The organism is Streptomyces sp. MGP-P1 (assembly GCF_057766565.1).
This window is the reverse complement of the sequence record NZ_JBYMEM010000001.1, coordinates 290005-305035: the sequence shown is the minus strand read 5'-3', so window position 1 is coordinate 305035 and position 15031 is coordinate 290005. Positions and strand designations below refer to the sequence as shown.

Here is a 15031-nt window from a genome sequence, read left to right as displayed (position 1 = left end):
GACGAACGGGAGCCGCCGCGACCACACGACCGTACGAACGGCGACGGAAGAACGACACCACAGGAACGGAGCAGCCCATGCCCACCACCGCTCTCGACGACCGCCGCATCCTGGCCATCGTCACCAACTACGGAGTCGAGCAGGACGAGCTCGTCGTCCCCGTGAAACACCTGCGCGGACACGGGGCGCACGTCAGCGTGGCGGCGGTCTCCGCCGACGGGATCCGCACCCTCGTCGGCGACCGCGACCCCGGCGAGACCGTGCGGCCCGACCTCACGCTCGACGACGTCGACCCCGCCGCGTACGACCTGCTGCTGGTCCCGGGCGGCACGCTGAACGCCGACTCGCTGCGGCTGGAGGAGGCCACCACCCGGATCGTCAGCTCGTTCGCCGCTTCCGGCCGGCCGGTGGCCGCCATCTGCCACGGGCCGTGGGCGCTGGTCGAGGGCGGCTACGTCCGGGGCAAGACGCTGACCTCGTACGCGTCACTGCGGACCGACATCACCAACGCGGGCGGCACCTGGGTCGACAAGCCGGTGGTCCGCGACGACGCCTCCGGCTGGACGCTGATCACCTCCAGGAACCCCGGCGACCTGGACGACTTCCTCGGCGAGATCGACGCCGTGCTCGACGAGTCCTGAACCGTCCGCTACGGACGGTCCCGCTGCCCGGTCAGGGCGGCGACGGCGGCGGACGCCGCCTTCGCGATCAGCGTGTTGTCGTAGTCGGCGTCCGCGTCCGTCCGGTTGGAGAGCACCGCCAGCACCAGGGGCGCCGCGTCGGGCGGCCACACCACGGCGATGTCGTTGCGCGTCCCGTACGTACTGCCCGCCCCGGTCTTGTCGCCGACGGTCCACCCCTTCGGAACCCCTGCCCGGACCAGTTCGCCGCCGGTGGTGTTGGTGGTGAGCCACTGGGTGAGCCGGGCCCGCTCGGGCCTGCCGAGGGCGTCGCCCAGGACGAACGCCCGCAGATCCTCGGCCAGGGCCCGGGGGGTGCTGGTGTCACGGGTGGCGCCGGGAGTCCACTCGTTCAGCTCGGTCTCCCGCCGCTCCATCCGGGTCACGCCGTCCCCCAGTTCCGCGAGCACCGCCTGCAGCTTCCGGGGCCCGCCGACCGCGTCGAACAGCAGATTGCCCGCGGTGTTGTCGCTGAAGCGCACGGCGGCGTCGCACAGATCGCCCAGGCTCATTCCGGTGGCCACGTGCTTCTCGGTGACGGGGGAGTGGTCGACCAGGTCCTCACGGCGGTACGTCACGACCCGCTCCAGCCCGCCCAGCCCGCGCTCGCGGAGCACGGCCCCCGCCGCGAGCGCCTTGAACGTGGAGGCGTAGGCGAACCGTTCCCCGTCACGGTGGGCGACCGTGTGCCCGGTCCCGGTGTCGACGGCGTACACGCCGAGCCGCGCCGCGTACTCCTTCTCCAGCGCCGCGAAGGCGCGCCCGGCGTCCCGCGCCGCGGCCGAGGGAGTTCCGGCCGCCGTTCCGGTGGGCGAGGGCGAGGGCGAGTCGGATTCCGTGCCACAGGCCGCGAGCGGCACGGACACGAGGGCGCCGCCCAGCAGGCGGAGTACGGAACGCCGGGCGTGGGGGTTCGGCAGTCGGCTCACCCCGCCATGCTAGGGCCTGTCGTCAAACTCCCGTCGTCGCCCGGAGGGCGGCTCTGGGGGGTCAGGTGCGTGCTCTCGGCGTGCCGGGCGTACGTCCTTGTACTGGACGTACTCGGGCGTGGGCCCGGTGCGGCGAGCGAGAGTGCGTGCATGGCGCCGCGGGGCAGACGGGAGTTTGACGACAGGGCCTAGTGACCTGAGTCAGGGATTCATCGTTAGTCGGGTATGAGTCGTCCGGGTCCGAAGATTCCGCCGTTGTCGGTGACTGATGCCCAGCGGGCTGTGCTGGAGGGCTGGGTGCGTCGCCGGACGACGGCCCAGGCTCTGGCCCAGCGTTCGCGGATCGTGCTGGAGTGCGCCGAGGGGCACTCGATCCTGGAGGTGTCCCGTCGGCTGAATGTTGCTGCGGACACGGTCCGCACCTGGCGGCGGCGGTTCATCGAACGCGGTCTGGACGGCCTGTCCGACGAGCCACGGCCGGGCGCCCCGAGGAAGATCACCGACGCGGATGTCGAGCGGGTCATCGTCAGGACACTCGAGGAGAAGCCGAAGAACGCCACCCACTGGTCGACCAGGTCGATGGCCGCGGCCACCGGGATGTCGCAGTCGGCCGTCTCCCGAATCTGGCGGGCGTTCGCCCTGGCCCCGCATCGCTCGCAGACCTTCAAACTGTCCACGGACCCGTTCTTCATCGACAAGGTCCGCGATGTCGTGGGCCTCTACCTGGATCCGCCGGAGAGAGCACTGGTCCTCTGCGTGGACGAGAAGTCGCAGATCCAGGCCCTGGACCGGTCTCAGCCCGTGCTGCCGATGATGCCTGGTGTTCCTGAGCGCCGGAGTCATGACTACATCCGCGCCGGCACCACCACGCTGTTCGCCGCCCTGGAAGTCGCCACTGGCAAGGTGATCGGATCCCTGCACCGACGCCACCGGGCGGCCATGTTCAAGAAGTTCCTGGCCAAGCTCGACAAGGAAGTCCCCTCAGACCTCGAAGTCCACCTGATCCTCGACAACTACGCGACGCACAAGACACCCGACATCAAGCGGTGGCTGCTGGCGCATCCGCGTTTCCATCTGCACTTCACCCCGACAAGTTCGTCCTGGCTGAACCTGGTGGAGCGGTGGTTCGCCGAGCTCACACAGAAGAAGCTCAAGCGAGGTGTCCACCGCTCCGTCCAAGCCCTCGAGCGTGACATCCGCGGCTGGCTCGCCGACTGGAACGACAACCCCCGCCCCTTCGTCTGGACCAAGACCGCCGACGAGATCCTCGACAAAGTCGCCGCCTACTGCCACCGAATCTCCGACTCAGGTCACTAGGGTCTGTCTTCAAAGGGTCATATCCACATCAGGAGTGACGCGATGGTGAGTGCCGCTTCGTAGGATTCTCGGGTTTTGTCGTAGCGGGTGGCGATGGCCCGGTACTGCTTCAACGCGTTGAAGCAGCGTTCGACGACGTTGCGCTGCTTGTAGCGCTCCTTGTCGAAAGCGGGCGGCCTGCCGCCGTTGCTGCCACGACGGCGGCGGTTCGCCTGCTGGTCCGAGCGTTCCGGGATCGTGTGCGGGATACGGCGTTTTCGCAGGTAGTTGCGTATGCGTCGGCTGCTGTATCCCTTGTCGCCCTGGAGATGGTCGGGCCGGTTGCGTGGTCGGCCCGGGCCCGGACGGCGAACCCTGATCTGCGCGAGGATCTGCTCGAACTGCGTGCAGTCGTTGATGTTGCCGCCTGTGACGACGAAGCCGAGCGGACGGCCGCGGCCGTCGCAGGCGAGGTGAATCTTGGTCGTCAGTCCGCCACGGGATCGTCCGAGGGCGTGAGCGTGTGCCACTTCTGCAGGGCTTGCCCTTTTTTACGGGCGCCGGCCGCGTGCTGATGAGCGCGGGTGATCGTGGAGTCCACCGACACCAGCCAGTCAACATCCCCAGCCGCTTCCTTTTGAGCCTGAACGGCTTCAAGCATCCGCGTGAACGTGCCATCGAGCGCCCACCTGCGGAAACGTGTGTACAACGTCCGCCAGGACCCGTATCTCTCCGGCACATCACGCCAGGCCGAACCGGTCCGAAGCTTCCACACGATCCCGTTCAGGACCACCCGATCGTCTCGCCGGGGCCGCCCCGCGCCCGTTCGCGGAAGCAGCCCCGACAGAACGTCCCACTCTTCGTCCGAGAGCTCATGTCGCCGCACCATGCGTAACATGATGCCCCATCAACAAGCTTTGAAGACAGGCCCTAGGGCGCACACGCCGGATGGCCGGTCAGACCAACGTCTGCGTCAGTTCACTGCGCGTCGCCGTGTGGACGACCCGGCCCCGCGCCCCGTTGACCAGGGGGAGGTACGGCTGCACATGGCCGCACTCGACGTCGGCGACGATCGGCACGCCCAGCGGTCCGAGCGCGTCCAGCACCGCCTGACGCTGGGTGAGCGAGCCGCTGTCGGGGGCTGGAGTCCGGGCCACGAGAACGGCGTTGGCCGCGTCGAAGAAACCGGCCAGCCGCATCCCGTGCAGATTGCGGCAGATGGTGAACGCGTCGTGGCCGCCGGCCTCCACATACACGAGGAGGCCCTCCGGGGCATGGGTCCGGGCGAAGGCGGAGGTGTCGAGGTACGGCGTCCCGGTGAGGTTGCTCAGCATCTCGATACAGCCCCCTATCAGCCGCCCCTCGACGTCCACGTCGCCCTCGCCGTCCAGCCTTGTCCACCGGCCCGGGGTGTCGAGCGTGAACGTGCGGACCTCCGGGTGCTCCGCGTAGTCGTCGTAGCCCGTGGCCCGGTGACGCTCCGGCGGAATCTGGGTGAAGCGGTGGCCCGGCGGCGCGGCGACGACGTCGAGCCAGGACACCAGCCCTTCCGGCACCCGGTAGGGGGTGTCCATGAGGTTATTCCCGTGCACGGTCGCCTCCCCCGTGAGCAGGGTCAGCGGCGTCATGACGGTCGACATGTCCGAGTAGCCCACCACCCAGGTGGGCTCGGCCCCGCGCAGCCGGTCCCAGTCGAGCAGGGGCAGCAGGTCGATGGCGGTCTCCCCGCCCCACGGGGGCACCACGGCCCTGATCGAGGGGTCCGTCAGCATGGCCGTCAACTCGGCCGCCCGGTCGACCGCGGGCGCGCTGACGTGCCCGCCGCCGTCCATGCACCGGCCGGTCACGACCTTGTACCCCCGTGCCTCCACATCGCGCACCGCGACGGCGAGCCGATCGCGCAGTTCCTCGGGTACTCCGCTGGACGGGGAGGTGACGCCGATCCGGTCGCCGGGGCGCAGGGGGCGTGGATATCGAACGGACATGCGTCGGATCTTGCCACAGCGCCCGCCCGTACGACCGATGCCGTATCGAACCGACGTGCGTGAAGGTTAGGCTGACCTAAGTCAATTCGGTTCTCTCGTCCCGGCGGGCGAGGCGCTCAGGCCGACCACCCGTACGAAGGGGCAGAGTCCATGACGATCCACCGAGCCGTCGTTGCCCGAGTGCAGCCGCTCAGCGGGACCATGACCCGCGTCACCCTCCACGGGGAGGGTCTGGCGGGCTTCAGGACCACGGGGGTCGGTGACGAGTACGTACGGATCTTCCTTCCGCACGGCCCGGACCGCACCGAGGTCTCCCTGCCCCGGACGACCGAGCAGGGCGGGTGGGAGACCCCCGAGGGGCAGCCCGTCGCGCCGATGCGCACGTACACGATCCGTGCCGTGCGCCCGGAGGCGGGCGAGGTCGACATCGACTTCGTGCTGCACGAGGGCGGCGTGGCGTCCGGCTGGGCCGCCGAGGCGCGGCCCGGGGACGTCGTGGGCGTCAACGATCCGACGGGCCTCTACAGCCCCCCGGCCGACCTCTCCTGGCAGGTGCTGGTCGCCGACCAGACCGGTCTGCCCGCCGCCGCCCGGCTGCTGGAGAACACGCCGGACCACGTCAGGACCCGGGTGGTGCTGGAAGCGCCCGCGCCCTCGGCCGTGCTGCCCCTGCGGGAGCCCTCCGACTCCAAGGTGACCTGGACGTACGGCGGGAACGGCCACGGCCCGAGCCGCCTGGCCGACCTGGTGGCCGCCGCCGTCCCGCCCGGCACGGACCTCGCGGGCGGGTACGTCTGGGTCGCTGGGGAGACCAACGCCCTGCGCTCGGTGCGCCGTTACCTCCGCCGCGACCTCGGGCTCCCGGCGGACCGCTTCAAGGTCGTCGGCTACTGGATACCGAACTCCGACACCTGGACCGAGCGCTACGAGGCGCTGCCCGACGCCGTGCGCTCCGAGCTGGAGGCCCTCTGGGACAACCCGGCCGGCGACTCCGAGGACCTCACCATCCGCTACGAGGCCCGCCTGAGCGACCTCGGGCTCTGACCGGGCCGATCTCGCCACCGGACCGGGCGTCGAGGCCGCCGGGGCGTTGATTTCGAGCCGTCAAAACCGGTGTTGAACAGAAGAGTTGTGAGATTCGGCGAGTCAACCGCGGAACGGGTGGGTAAGGTCGCCAGCGATCAAGTAAAGATACCCTTACCTACATGGATGGAGTTGCGGTGACCAATCCGTTCGAGGACGAGGACGGCGCCTACCTGGTGCTCGTCAACGACGAGGGACAGCACTCCTTGTGGCCGGCGTTCGCCGAGGTGCCCGCCGGATGGACCGTGGCCCATCCGGAGGACAGCCGCCAGGCCTGCCTGGACTACGTCGAGCGGAACTGGACCGATCTGCGGCCCAAGAGCCTGATAGAGAGCATGGCGGCCGATCCCACATGAGGACTCCTCCAAGCTGACGGGCCCGGTCGCCCGCCGGGAATTCCTCATCGGAGCCGGCGTGTGGGCGGCGCCCGGCACCGGACTCGCTCTCCCGGCGGATCCGGCCGAGTCGTGGCCGCCACCGCGCCACCGTGGTCCGCCTTGATGGCGGCGGCCCTCGGCGCCCCGCTCGCCGACCCTCGTGGGAGCGGTCCTCGCGGTCGCCAGGACGGGGCCGCCGGATCGTCCACCCCGCACACCTGTGTGCGGCACCCCCTAGGCTGCGACCCTGTACCGGCACCGACCCAGGAGCGCACCCGCATGCACGACCCCGCCCCCGGACTCCCCTTCCCCGACGCCCTCCACCCCGGGGCCTCTCCCGCGCCGCATCCGCTGCTCGCCCCGGTGACCGGATACATCGGCACCTGGCGGGGCACGGGCCGCGGCGAATATCCGACGCTGGAGGCGGACTTCGCCTACGCGCAGGAGGTCACGTTCAGCCACGACGGGCGGCCCTTCCTCGCGTACGAGGCCCGGGCCTGGCTGCTCGACGCGGACGGGCGCCCCCTGCGGCCGTCCGCCCGTGAGACCGGATGGTGGCGTCTGCAGCCGGACGGGCGGGTGGAGGCCCTGATCACCCAGCCCACCGGCATCGCGGAGATCTCGGTCGGCCACGCCCGCGACGGCGTCGTGGACCTCGCCACCGAGCGGGTGTCGCTCGCCCCCACGGCCAAGGAGGTCGACGCCACCCGCCGCCGCTACACCCTGACGGATCCGGACACGCTCGCCTTCGTCCACGATCTCGCCGCCGTCGGCCGGCCGCTCCAGCACCACCTGTCGGCGCGGCTCCGCCGGGAAGCCGCCGGCCAGGGCATTTAGAGCCTCTCGTTGCCGGAGTGTGACCAAGGGCGCGCATGGAGGACGGGCCACAGGGCAGGTGGACAGGAAGCCAGGAGAACAGGAGCACTTCCTCGATGTCCCTTCCCTCGTACCCGGATTCCCCGTACCAGGGGCAGCCCACCGCCGGCCATGACCCCTATGGTGGCCAGGCGCCCGCCCGGACGAACGGCTTCGCGGTCGCCGCGCTCGTGCTCGGCCTCATCGCCTGCCTGTTCTTCTGGACCGTGGTGGGCGGGCTGCTGCTCGGGCTGCTCGCCGTCGTCTTCGGGATCATCGCCGCGCTCCGTACCCGCCAGGGCCGCGCGCCGCGCCGGGTGATGGCGATAGTCGGCGCCGCGTTCGGGGCGCTCGGGCTCATCGGTTCCGCCATCGTTCTCGTGGTGGCCGTCTCCGTGCTCGACTCCCAGGAGTTCAGGAACCTCGAGGACTGCATGAACCGGGCGAACGGCCAGACGGCCGAGGACCGGTGCGCGGAGGACTTCATCGACGAGCTGACCAACTGACGGGTCCGCACACCTGTCCGTACCCGCCCGGCGGCGCGCCGCCGGTTGCACCCGCACCGGGTGTTTGCCACGGTGTCCATGGGTAGGCGGCCCGGTGATCCCCGGGCCTCACCGCCCGGTGGACCGTCCGCAACGGAGTACGGAGCAGAGAGAAGGAGGGTTCGATGTCATCGAAGCGACGTCGTAAGAAGAAGGCCCGCCGCAAGAACGCCGCGAACCACGGCAGGCGTCCGCAGAGCTGAGGCGACGCCGCGGCCCCACCGGGCGGAGGAGCCCGGTGGGGCCGCGGCGGTTTCCGTGGGCCGGGGGAGGGCCGTGTGGAACTCGGGTCCTGAGGGTGATGCCCGATGTGCGCCGGGTTCACACTCCGACCGGGGCCGGGGGTTCCGTTCCCGCCCCGGCGCAGACCGTCGAGGCCGTCGCGGCCGCGTACTCCAGCATCGCCCGTGCCTGCCCGGCGGACAGGGCCGGATCCCGGTCGGCCTCCGTCCTCAGCCAGGTCGGCATCCCCGCCATGACCAGCGCCTCGCCGAGCACGAGGACGGAACTGGGATCCGCGGCAGGCGAAGGCACGGAATCCGTCACGGCTCCACCACGATCTTGCGACCGATCCCCGCCTGAAAGCGCTCGATCGCCTGCGGGTACTGCTCCAGCGGCAGCCGGTCGCTGATGAACACCGACGCGTCCAGCACCCCGCTCGCGAAGAGCGCCGCGGCCCGCTCGTAACTGTGCAGGACCGCCATCGAACCGGTGATGGTGATCTCCTGGTTGTAGATCCGGTACGGCTCGATCACCGCGGTGGTGGCGTAGTCGGCGACCCCGAACTGGAGGAACGTGCCGCCCTTGGCGACCCTCCCCAGACCGTCCTGGATGGCCGTGGCGTTGCCCGTGGCGTCGATGACGACGTCCCAGCCGCCCGGACGGTCCAGCTCATCGGCACGGGCCGCCGCGCCCGTGCAGCCCAGGGTCGTCGCCGTGGCCAGCCGCTGCGCGTTGACGTCCAGCATGTCCACCGACGCGGCGCCGGTGCGCTTGGCCAGCTCCAGCATCATCAGCCCCATGGTCCCGGAGCCGTAGATCAGCACCTGGGCCCCGAGATTGCCGCTGAGGACGTCGTAACCCCGCACCGCGCAGGACAGCGGCTCGATCAGCGCCGCGTCCCGGACGTCGATGTGCTCCGGCAGAGTGACGCAGTTGGCGACGGGCGCCACCGCGAACTCGGCCGCGCCTCCGGGCACGGTGACGCCGATCGCCGCCCAGTTGTCGCAGAGGTTGCCCCGGCCCGAACGGCAGTAGCGGCACTCGTGGCAGTGCAGCGAGGGGTCCACGGCCACCTTGTCGCCGACGGACAGCTCCGTGACGTCCGCACCGAGGCCGACGACCTCCCCGGCGAACTCGTGCCCGGGCACGATCGGCAACGTCGGGGCGAACTCGCCCCGGAGTATGTGGAGATCGGTGCCGCACAGCCCGCACGACGCCACCTTGACCACCACGTCGCGGGGACCGGGCGACGGGTCCGGGACGGTGGTCACGGAGACCTTGCCGGGGGCTTCGACGATGGCTGCCCTCATTTGACTGCTCCCAGGGAGAGGCCCTGGACGAGTTTGTCCTGGGCGGCGTAGCCGGCGACGAGCACCGGCAGGGACACGACCACGGACGCCGCGCACAGCTGGGCGAGGAAGAGGCCCTGGCTGGTGACGAAGGTGGTCAGATGGACGGGGGCGGTCCCGGCGACGACGCCGGTCAGCACCCGTGCGAACAACAGCTCGTTCCAGCTGAAGATGAAGCAGATCAGGGCGGTCGCGGCGATGCCGGGACCGGCGACCGGCGCGACGACACGGCGCAGCACCGTCGGCAGCCGGGCCCCGTCGACCTGCGCCGCCTCGATGATGGAGACGGGGACGTCCGCGAGGAAGGACTGCATCATCCACACCGCGATCGGCAGGTTCATCGAGGTGTAGAGGAGGACCAGCAGCCAGATGTTGTCCAGCAGCCCCGTGTTCTTCGCGAACAGATACACCGGCAGCAGCCCGGCGACCACCGGCAGCATCTTGGTGGACAGGAAGAAGAACATCACGTCCGTCCACTTGCGCACCCGGCGGATGGACAGCGCGTACGCGGCCGGAAGCGCGAGCAGCAGCACCAGCACGGTCGAGAAGAACGAGGCCGCCAGGGAGTTGACCAGCGGCGGCCACGGCGTCGGGCCGCCCCCGCCGCCGAAGAAGGTGCGGTAGCCGTCCAGCGTCAGCGCGGCGGCGATCGACGGCGGGTTGGTCGCGGCGTCGGCCTCCGCGTGGAAGGACGTCAGCACCATCCACAGAGCGGGCAGACAGAAGCCGATCCCCACGACCCAGGCGGCCACACCCAGGGCGGCGGATCGCCGACGTGCCTTGCGCGTAGCGGCGTTGGCGGATGCGGATGCGGATGCGGATGTCGCGGTCGAGGCGCTCATGCGCGGCTCGCCTCCTCGCGGAAGAGGGAGGAGACCGTCCGGAGCGCGAAGGTGGCGATGACGATCGTGCCGATCACCACGACCACGCCCGCCGCTGACGCCAGCCCGTACTCATGGGCCCGGTAGAAGGTCTCGTAGACGGTGTAAGGGAGGTTGGCGGTGCCGAGACCGCCGGAGGTGATCGTGAACACCGCGTCGAAGTTCTGCACGATGTACACGGAACCGAGCAGAACGCCGAGTTCGAGGTAGCGGCGCAGATGCGGCAGCGTCAGATAGCGGAACATCTGCCAGGGCCCGGCCCCGTCCAGTCGGGCGGCCTCCATGATCTCGGCCGGCCGGCTCTGCAGCCCGGCCAGCAGGATCAGCATCATGAACGGTGTCCACTGCCACACGAGCGACGCCTCGACGGCGAGCAGCGGCATCTGGGACGTCCACTCGGGCTGCGCGATCGACTCGATGCCGAACAGCTCGCCGAACCAGGTGAGCGCCCCGTTGAACAGCCCGTACTCGGGGTTGTAGAGCGCGTGCTTCCACAGCAGCGCGGCGGAGACCGGCACCAGCAGGAACGGGGTGATCAACAGGGTCCGCACGAACCCCCGGCCGAAGAAGGCGCGGTCCAGCAGCAGGGCGAAGAGCAGCCCCAGCACCACGCTGACGATCACGACGGACACGGTGAGGACGACGGTCGTCACGACAGATTCGCGCAACGCCTCGTCGATGAAGACGGAGGCGTAGTTGGAGAACCCGGTGAAGTGGCGCTTCTCCGGCTTGAGGGAGTTCCAGTCGAAGAGCGAGATCACCAGGGTCGCCACGAAGGGCAGTTGGGTGAAGGCGATCAGGAAGACCAGCGCCGGCAGTAGGGGGGCCCGGGTCGCCCAGGCACGTCGCCGGCCACCACCGCCCGGCCTCTTCGCAGGGGTGGGCGGGGACGTTGTCTCTCTGGTTGCGCTGACGGTCATCGGTACTCCTCCGCGACCTTCTCGGCCAGCTTCTGGGAGGCGGCGAGCGCGTCGTCCACCGACTGGCGGCCCGCGATGGCGGCGCTGATCTCCTGCGCCACCCGGGTGCCCAGATCGGTGAACTCCGGTACGCCGACGAACTGGATGCCCGCCGTCGGGCGGGGCTGGGTGCCCGGATTCTTCGGATCGGCCTCGGAGATGGCCCGCTCGGTGACGTCCGCGAACGCGCCCGCCTCCGCCCGGTAGTCGGGGTTGGCGTAGGTGGAAGCCCGCTTGCCGGCGGGCACGTTGGACCAGCCGCTGGTGGCCCCGACGAGCTCCTCGTACTCCTTGCCGGAGGCCCAGGACACGAACTTCCAGGCGTCGTCCGCCTTCTTGGACGCCTTCTGCAGCCCCCAGGCCCAGGTGTAGAGCCAGCCCGAGCTCTCGGTCTGCTCCACCGGGGCGGGGACGTACCCGATCTTCCCCTTCACCGGGGAGCCCTCCGCCTCCAGGGACCCGGCGCCCGCCGTCGCGTCATACCACATGGCGGTCTTGCCCTGGGTCATGTTGTTCAGGCACTCGGCGTATCCGGACTGCGGGGCGCCGAGCTCTCCGTGCTTCCGCACCAGGTCGACGTAGAACTTCGTCGCCTTCTTGAACTCCGGCGCGGTCAGGCGCGGTTCCCAGTCCTCGGTGAACCAGGTGCCGCCCATCGTGTTGACGACCGTGGTGAGCGGGGCGATGACCTCGCCCCAGCCCGGGAGCCCGCGCAGGCAGATGCCCTTCATCCCGCGTTCCGCCCCGTCCGCCCGTTCGGCGAGCTTCGCCACCTGCTCCCAGGTCGGCTTCCCGGGCATGCTGAGGCCCTGCTCCTCGAAGACGTCCTTGCGGTACATGAGGAAGGACGACTCGCCGTAGAAGGGCTGGGCGTAGAGCTTGCCGTCCTCGGCGGTCAGCGATTCCCGCAGAGGCTGGAGGATGTCCTCCTGGTCGAAGGCGGGGTCGGCCTTCGCGTAGTCGTCGAGGGGGTGCAGCCAGCCGTTCTTCGCGAAGAACGGCAGCTCGAAGTTGCTGATGGTGGCGACGTCGTACTGACCGGCCTGGTTGGAGAAGTCCTGGCTGATCTTGTCGCGTACGTCGTTCTCGGGCAGCACCGTGAAGTGGACCTCGATGCCGGTCTCCCGAGTGAAGTGCTTCGCGGTCAGCTTCTGCAGTTCGACCATCTGCGGGTTGTTCACCATCAGTACGTTCAGCGCGTCGCCGCCCCCGAAGGAGGTCCCGCCCGCTCCGGCGCAGCCGGTGGCGAGCAGGGCCAGTGCGGCGGTCATGGCGCAGGCCCGGCCGCGTCCCCGTGGTCGGCTGCGGCGTCCTGGATGGGGCATGGGAGCTCCTGATCAGTCGTGGCGGCTCGGTGCTCGGGTCGTCGCGGGCATGGCGAAGCAGGCTCCGGCGGTGCGGGGGAGCGGTGATGCGGGTGCGGGAGCCGTGCGGTCGGCGGTGCGGCGGGCGGGTGGGCCGGTGGGGGCGGGCCGGTCGCGCAGGGGCGGCCGGCCGCGCTGACGGGGCCGGTCAGACGCGGATGACCTGGGGTCCCAGGAGGGAGTAGCGCTGAGCCTCGGCCGAGGAGAGCCCCGCGTCGGTGACGATCGCTTCGAAGTCGCCGACCCCGGCGAACCGGCAGAAGCTCACCGCCCCGAACTTGCTGTGGATCCCGGCGAAGATCCTGCGCCGCGAGCTGCGCAGTGCCTGCGCCTTCACCTCGGCGACGGCGGGGTCCGGGGTGGTGAGGCCGTACTCGCGGGAGATGCCGTTGGCTCCGAGATACGCGAGGTCGATGACGAAGTCCGCGAGCATCCGGGAGGCCCAGTGGTCCACCGTCGCCATCGTCGAGCCGCGTACCCGGCCGCCCAGCAGCAGCACCGAGGTCCTCTCGGCCCCGGCGAGGGAGGTGGCGACGGTCAGGGAAGCGGTGACCACGGTCAGGGGCCGGTCCTGGGGGAGTGCCTCGGCGATGAGCTGCGGGGTGAAGCCCTCGTCGACGAAGACCGTCTCGGCGTCGCCGAGCAGATCGGCGGCGGCGGTCGCGATCCTCGACTTCTGCGGAACGTTGCGTGTGGTGCGGACGGCGAGCGTGGTTTCGAAGCCGGCCGACTCCACCGGGTAGGCGCCGCCGTGGGTCCGGCGGACGAGTCCGTGCTCCTCCAGTACGTGCAGATCGCGGCGGACGGTCTCCTTGGCCACCTTGAACAGGTCCGCGAGGGCGTTCACTCCGACCGACCCCTCTCGCCGGGCCGCGGCCAGAATTCCCCGACGGCGTTCCTCGGTGTCCACGGCGCACTTCCCTGGTCGCTGCTGGGCCCGTCACGGGCGGAGCCGTCTGTCCGTTCGGGCTCCTGTGTCGTTTGTACAAGCAGTGCCGGGGCGACTACCAGCCGCTTCACCGGATCCCCTCAGCCCGATCGTGCCCGTTTCCCGCGTGCGACGGTGCTGGTCATGACCAGGACGGTCGCCGGTCCGGTCACCGGGGCTGCCCGCTCCCCTGCGATCCGTGCCCGAATGGCGCCCGAAGTGCGGAGCCCCGGCGTTCGCGGTGCCCGGCAAGGGGCACGCGCGGGCCGGGGCAAGGGGCTAAGTAGCGATGGGGCAAGGGGCGAGGGGGACGCCGGGGCAAGGGAGCGGGAAGGACGGGGTGCGGTGCCCGGGCGGGCTCAGGGGCGGCACTCAGGTCACGTCAGGAGAGAACGGCGCTGTCCTCGCCCTCGCTGCGGTGCGGGCGGGTCACCGAGGCCCTGCCCGGCGCCTCTGGATAGAACCGCTTGGCCCAGCGACGGAACGGCCCGATCGGTCCGTCACCGGAAGCCAGCCGGGGTGGCTGCTGATACTGCTTGTGGTGCCAGATCGGGAAATCGGCGGCGGTGAACTCGCAACTGGCCCGGAAGACGGGGCGGTCCAGGAGCCGCGCCGCGGAACGGCTGACGATCCGGGCGAGCCCGGGCGGCAGTCGGCCCGGCTCGTCGAAGGCGATGCGGTTCAGCTGCCGGAACTGCATCCGGTTGGGCCCGATGGCCGTCGGCATCACCATCGTGCACATCCGCAGCCCGAAGCGGGGTGTGTGGACGTCGGCGTGGAGACAACCGAGTCCATAGCCGTCCACCTTCACGTCGACGGTGAAGTCGCCCATGAGCGGCGCCGACTCATGGGCCCGCATGGCGACATGGAACATCGCGTCGTCGTACGCCACGGGGCCGTCGATCTCGGCCTTCGCCCAGCCGTGCAGGGTGGCGAAGTGTCCGAGGTCGACCGAGTTCTCGATCACCTCCTGGACGTTGCCGGCCAGCTCCCAGGCGGCGGTACGCGCGGGCCTGTGCCCGATCTCGTGCCACTGCGGGATGAACCAGTCCGGATCCCGGCCGTCGTGGTGCCGCCAGACGAAGACGCCTCCGTTCACCTCCTGGACGGGCAACTGCGTCAGCGGGGACCGCGGCGGCGGCGTGCCGTACCCCGTGCGCACACAGGTGCCGTCGGGTCCGAACGAGAAGAAGTGGAAGGGGCACGTGAGATCCTCCCCCTCGACCTTCGCCAGACCGAGATGGGCCCCCAGGTGCGGGCAGTACGGACGGACGGCGCGGAGCGCCCCCGTGCCCATGCGGTACAGGACGACGTCGCGCCCCGCGAGTGGCCGGGTGAGCACGGTGCCCGGCCGCAGCTCGTGCGAGAAGGCCAGGGCGGACCAGCCGCTCGGATAGGGCAACGCGGGCGCTCCCGCCGCATCGGCCGGTGTCGGACCCTCACTGATGGTGCGCCCGTACTCACGTGCCACTCCCACGACTCCCCCTCCACGGTCGGTTCGCACGGAGGCTTCCCAGAGCCGCCCCGAAAACCGCCCGACACGCCGCACCACACCCGAACGTGGCAATGGGTGCGACG

17 protein-coding genes are annotated in these 15031 nt (G+C 70.4%); 7 read left to right on the top strand and 10 right to left on the bottom strand.

Annotated elements, in window-relative coordinates; all coding sequences use genetic code 11:
• The first annotated feature begins 77 nt into the window (after window positions 1–77).
• Window positions 78–641: a type 1 glutamine amidotransferase domain-containing protein gene (locus AC3CH1_RS01325; protein ID WP_488461140.1), complete on the top strand. Its 564-nt coding sequence runs from the start codon at window positions 78–80 to the stop codon at window positions 639–641.
• A gap of 8 nt (window positions 642–649) precedes the next feature.
• On the opposite strand, the gene bla is transcribed toward AC3CH1_RS01325, so the two are convergent.
• Window positions 650–1609 carry a class A beta-lactamase gene (gene bla, locus AC3CH1_RS01320; RefSeq protein WP_488461139.1) on the bottom strand — a complete coding sequence of 320 codons (960 nt, stop codon included), beginning with the start codon at window positions 1607–1609 and terminating at the stop codon, window positions 650–652.
• 225 nt (window positions 1610–1834) lie between these two features.
• Here bla and AC3CH1_RS01315 point away from each other — a divergent pair, with 225 nt between their 5' ends.
• A complete protein-coding gene (locus AC3CH1_RS01315; protein WP_488461138.1) occupies window positions 1835–2926 on the top strand; it encodes an IS630 family transposase in 1092 nt (363 codons plus the stop codon).
• 17 nt (window positions 2927–2943) lie between these two features.
• Here AC3CH1_RS01315 and AC3CH1_RS01310 read toward each other — a convergent pair.
• A protein-coding gene (locus tag AC3CH1_RS01310; protein ID WP_488461137.1) for an IS5 family transposase occupies window positions 2944–3794 on the bottom strand; the annotation gives its coding sequence in 2 pieces (ribosomal slippage) (window positions 2944–3452 and window positions 3452–3794; 852 coding nt in all).
• Between the two features lie 67 nt (window positions 3795–3861).
• On the bottom strand, window positions 3862–4890 hold the full coding sequence (locus AC3CH1_RS01305) for a S66 family peptidase (protein WP_488461136.1): 1029 nt from the start codon (window positions 4888–4890) through the stop codon (window positions 3862–3864).
• A gap of 150 nt (window positions 4891–5040) precedes the next feature.
• Here AC3CH1_RS01305 and AC3CH1_RS01300 point away from each other — a divergent pair, with 150 nt between their 5' ends.
• The 5 genes from AC3CH1_RS01300 (at window position 5041) to AC3CH1_RS01280 (ending at window position 7953) form a co-directional block, all read left to right on the top strand.
• Window positions 5041–5934 (top strand): siderophore-interacting protein, encoded by an 894-nt coding sequence (locus AC3CH1_RS01300; protein ID WP_488461135.1) that lies wholly within the window; start codon window positions 5041–5043, stop codon window positions 5932–5934.
• 176 nt (window positions 5935–6110) lie between these two features.
• Window positions 6111–6329, top strand: coding sequence for an MbtH family protein (locus AC3CH1_RS01295; protein WP_361336718.1), 219 nt, complete (start codon window positions 6111–6113; stop codon window positions 6327–6329).
• Window positions 6330–6629: 300 nt separating this feature from the next.
• Window positions 6630–7187, top strand: coding sequence for a nitrobindin family protein (locus tag AC3CH1_RS01290; protein WP_488461134.1), 558 nt, complete (start codon window positions 6630–6632; stop codon window positions 7185–7187).
• 95 nt (window positions 7188–7282) lie between these two features.
• Window positions 7283–7711 carry a DUF4190 domain-containing protein gene (locus AC3CH1_RS01285; RefSeq protein WP_488461133.1) on the top strand — a complete coding sequence of 143 codons (429 nt, stop codon included), beginning with the start codon at window positions 7283–7285 and terminating at the stop codon, window positions 7709–7711.
• A 164-nt stretch (window positions 7712–7875) separates the two neighbouring features.
• Window positions 7876–7953, top strand: a complete 78-nt coding sequence (locus tag AC3CH1_RS01280) for a 50S ribosomal protein bL37 (RefSeq protein ID WP_373292019.1) — start codon at window positions 7876–7878, stop codon at window positions 7951–7953.
• A 118-nt stretch (window positions 7954–8071) separates the two neighbouring features.
• Here the strand turns inward: AC3CH1_RS01280 and AC3CH1_RS01275 are convergent, their stop codons facing one another.
• From AC3CH1_RS01275 to AC3CH1_RS01245, 7 genes are all read right to left on the bottom strand, one after another.
• The gene (locus AC3CH1_RS01275) at window positions 8072–8284 is read right to left on the bottom strand and encodes a hypothetical protein (protein ID WP_488461132.1); all 213 of its coding nucleotides are present in this window, start codon (window positions 8282–8284) and stop codon (window positions 8072–8074) included.
• A gap of 8 nt (window positions 8285–8292) precedes the next feature.
• On the bottom strand, window positions 8293–9282 hold the full coding sequence (locus AC3CH1_RS01270) for a zinc-dependent alcohol dehydrogenase family protein (protein WP_488461131.1): 990 nt from the start codon (window positions 9280–9282) through the stop codon (window positions 8293–8295).
• The gene (locus AC3CH1_RS01265) at window positions 9279–10163 is read right to left on the bottom strand and encodes a carbohydrate ABC transporter permease (RefSeq protein WP_488461130.1); all 885 of its coding nucleotides are present in this window, start codon (window positions 10161–10163) and stop codon (window positions 9279–9281) included. Before AC3CH1_RS01265 ends, AC3CH1_RS01270 begins: the two co-directional genes overlap by 4 nt.
• Window positions 10160–11122, bottom strand: a complete 963-nt coding sequence (locus AC3CH1_RS01260) for a carbohydrate ABC transporter permease (RefSeq protein ID WP_488461129.1) — start codon at window positions 11120–11122, stop codon at window positions 10160–10162. Before AC3CH1_RS01260 ends, AC3CH1_RS01265 begins: the two co-directional genes overlap by 4 nt.
• Window positions 11119–12486, bottom strand: coding sequence for an ABC transporter substrate-binding protein (locus tag AC3CH1_RS01255; protein ID WP_488461128.1), 1368 nt, complete (start codon window positions 12484–12486; stop codon window positions 11119–11121). Before AC3CH1_RS01255 ends, AC3CH1_RS01260 begins: the two co-directional genes overlap by 4 nt.
• 187 nt (window positions 12487–12673) lie before the next feature.
• The gene (locus AC3CH1_RS01250; protein WP_488461127.1) at window positions 12674–13435 is read right to left on the bottom strand and encodes a DeoR/GlpR family DNA-binding transcription regulator; all 762 of its coding nucleotides are present in this window, start codon (window positions 13433–13435) and stop codon (window positions 12674–12676) included.
• Window positions 13436–13835: 400 nt separating this feature from the next.
• Complete coding sequence (locus tag AC3CH1_RS01245) at window positions 13836–14930, bottom strand: Rieske 2Fe-2S domain-containing protein (protein WP_488461126.1); 1095 nt, start codon at window positions 14928–14930, stop codon at window positions 13836–13838.
• Window positions 14931–15031: the final 101 nt, after the last annotated feature.

Excerpts from the sequence above, each read along its gene's own strand:
- AC3CH1_RS01325 (WP_488461140.1), top strand. The coding sequence starts at position 78 with ATGCCCACCACCGCTCTCGACGACCGCCGCATCCTGGCCATCGTCACC.
- AC3CH1_RS01315 (WP_488461138.1), top strand. The coding sequence starts at position 1,835 with ATGAGTCGTCCGGGTCCGAAGATTCCGCCGTTGTCGGTGACTGATGCC.
- AC3CH1_RS01305 (WP_488461136.1), bottom strand. The coding sequence starts at position 4,890 with ATGTCCGTTCGATATCCACGCCCCCTGCGCCCCGGCGACCGGATCGGC.
- AC3CH1_RS01300 (WP_488461135.1), top strand. The coding sequence starts at position 5,041 with ATGACGATCCACCGAGCCGTCGTTGCCCGAGTGCAGCCGCTCAGCGGG.
- AC3CH1_RS01290 (WP_488461134.1), top strand. The coding sequence starts at position 6,630 with ATGCACGACCCCGCCCCCGGACTCCCCTTCCCCGACGCCCTCCACCCC.
- AC3CH1_RS01285 (WP_488461133.1), top strand. The coding sequence starts at position 7,283 with ATGTCCCTTCCCTCGTACCCGGATTCCCCGTACCAGGGGCAGCCCACC.
- AC3CH1_RS01280 (WP_373292019.1), top strand. The coding sequence starts at position 7,876 with ATGTCATCGAAGCGACGTCGTAAGAAGAAGGCCCGCCGCAAGAACGCC.
- AC3CH1_RS01270 (WP_488461131.1), bottom strand. The coding sequence starts at position 9,282 with ATGAGGGCAGCCATCGTCGAAGCCCCCGGCAAGGTCTCCGTGACCACC.
- AC3CH1_RS01265 (WP_488461130.1), bottom strand. The coding sequence starts at position 10,163 with ATGAGCGCCTCGACCGCGACATCCGCATCCGCATCCGCATCCGCCAAC.
- AC3CH1_RS01260 (WP_488461129.1), bottom strand. The coding sequence starts at position 11,122 with ATGACCGTCAGCGCAACCAGAGAGACAACGTCCCCGCCCACCCCTGCG.
- AC3CH1_RS01255 (WP_488461128.1), bottom strand. The coding sequence starts at position 12,486 with ATGCCCCATCCAGGACGCCGCAGCCGACCACGGGGACGCGGCCGGGCC.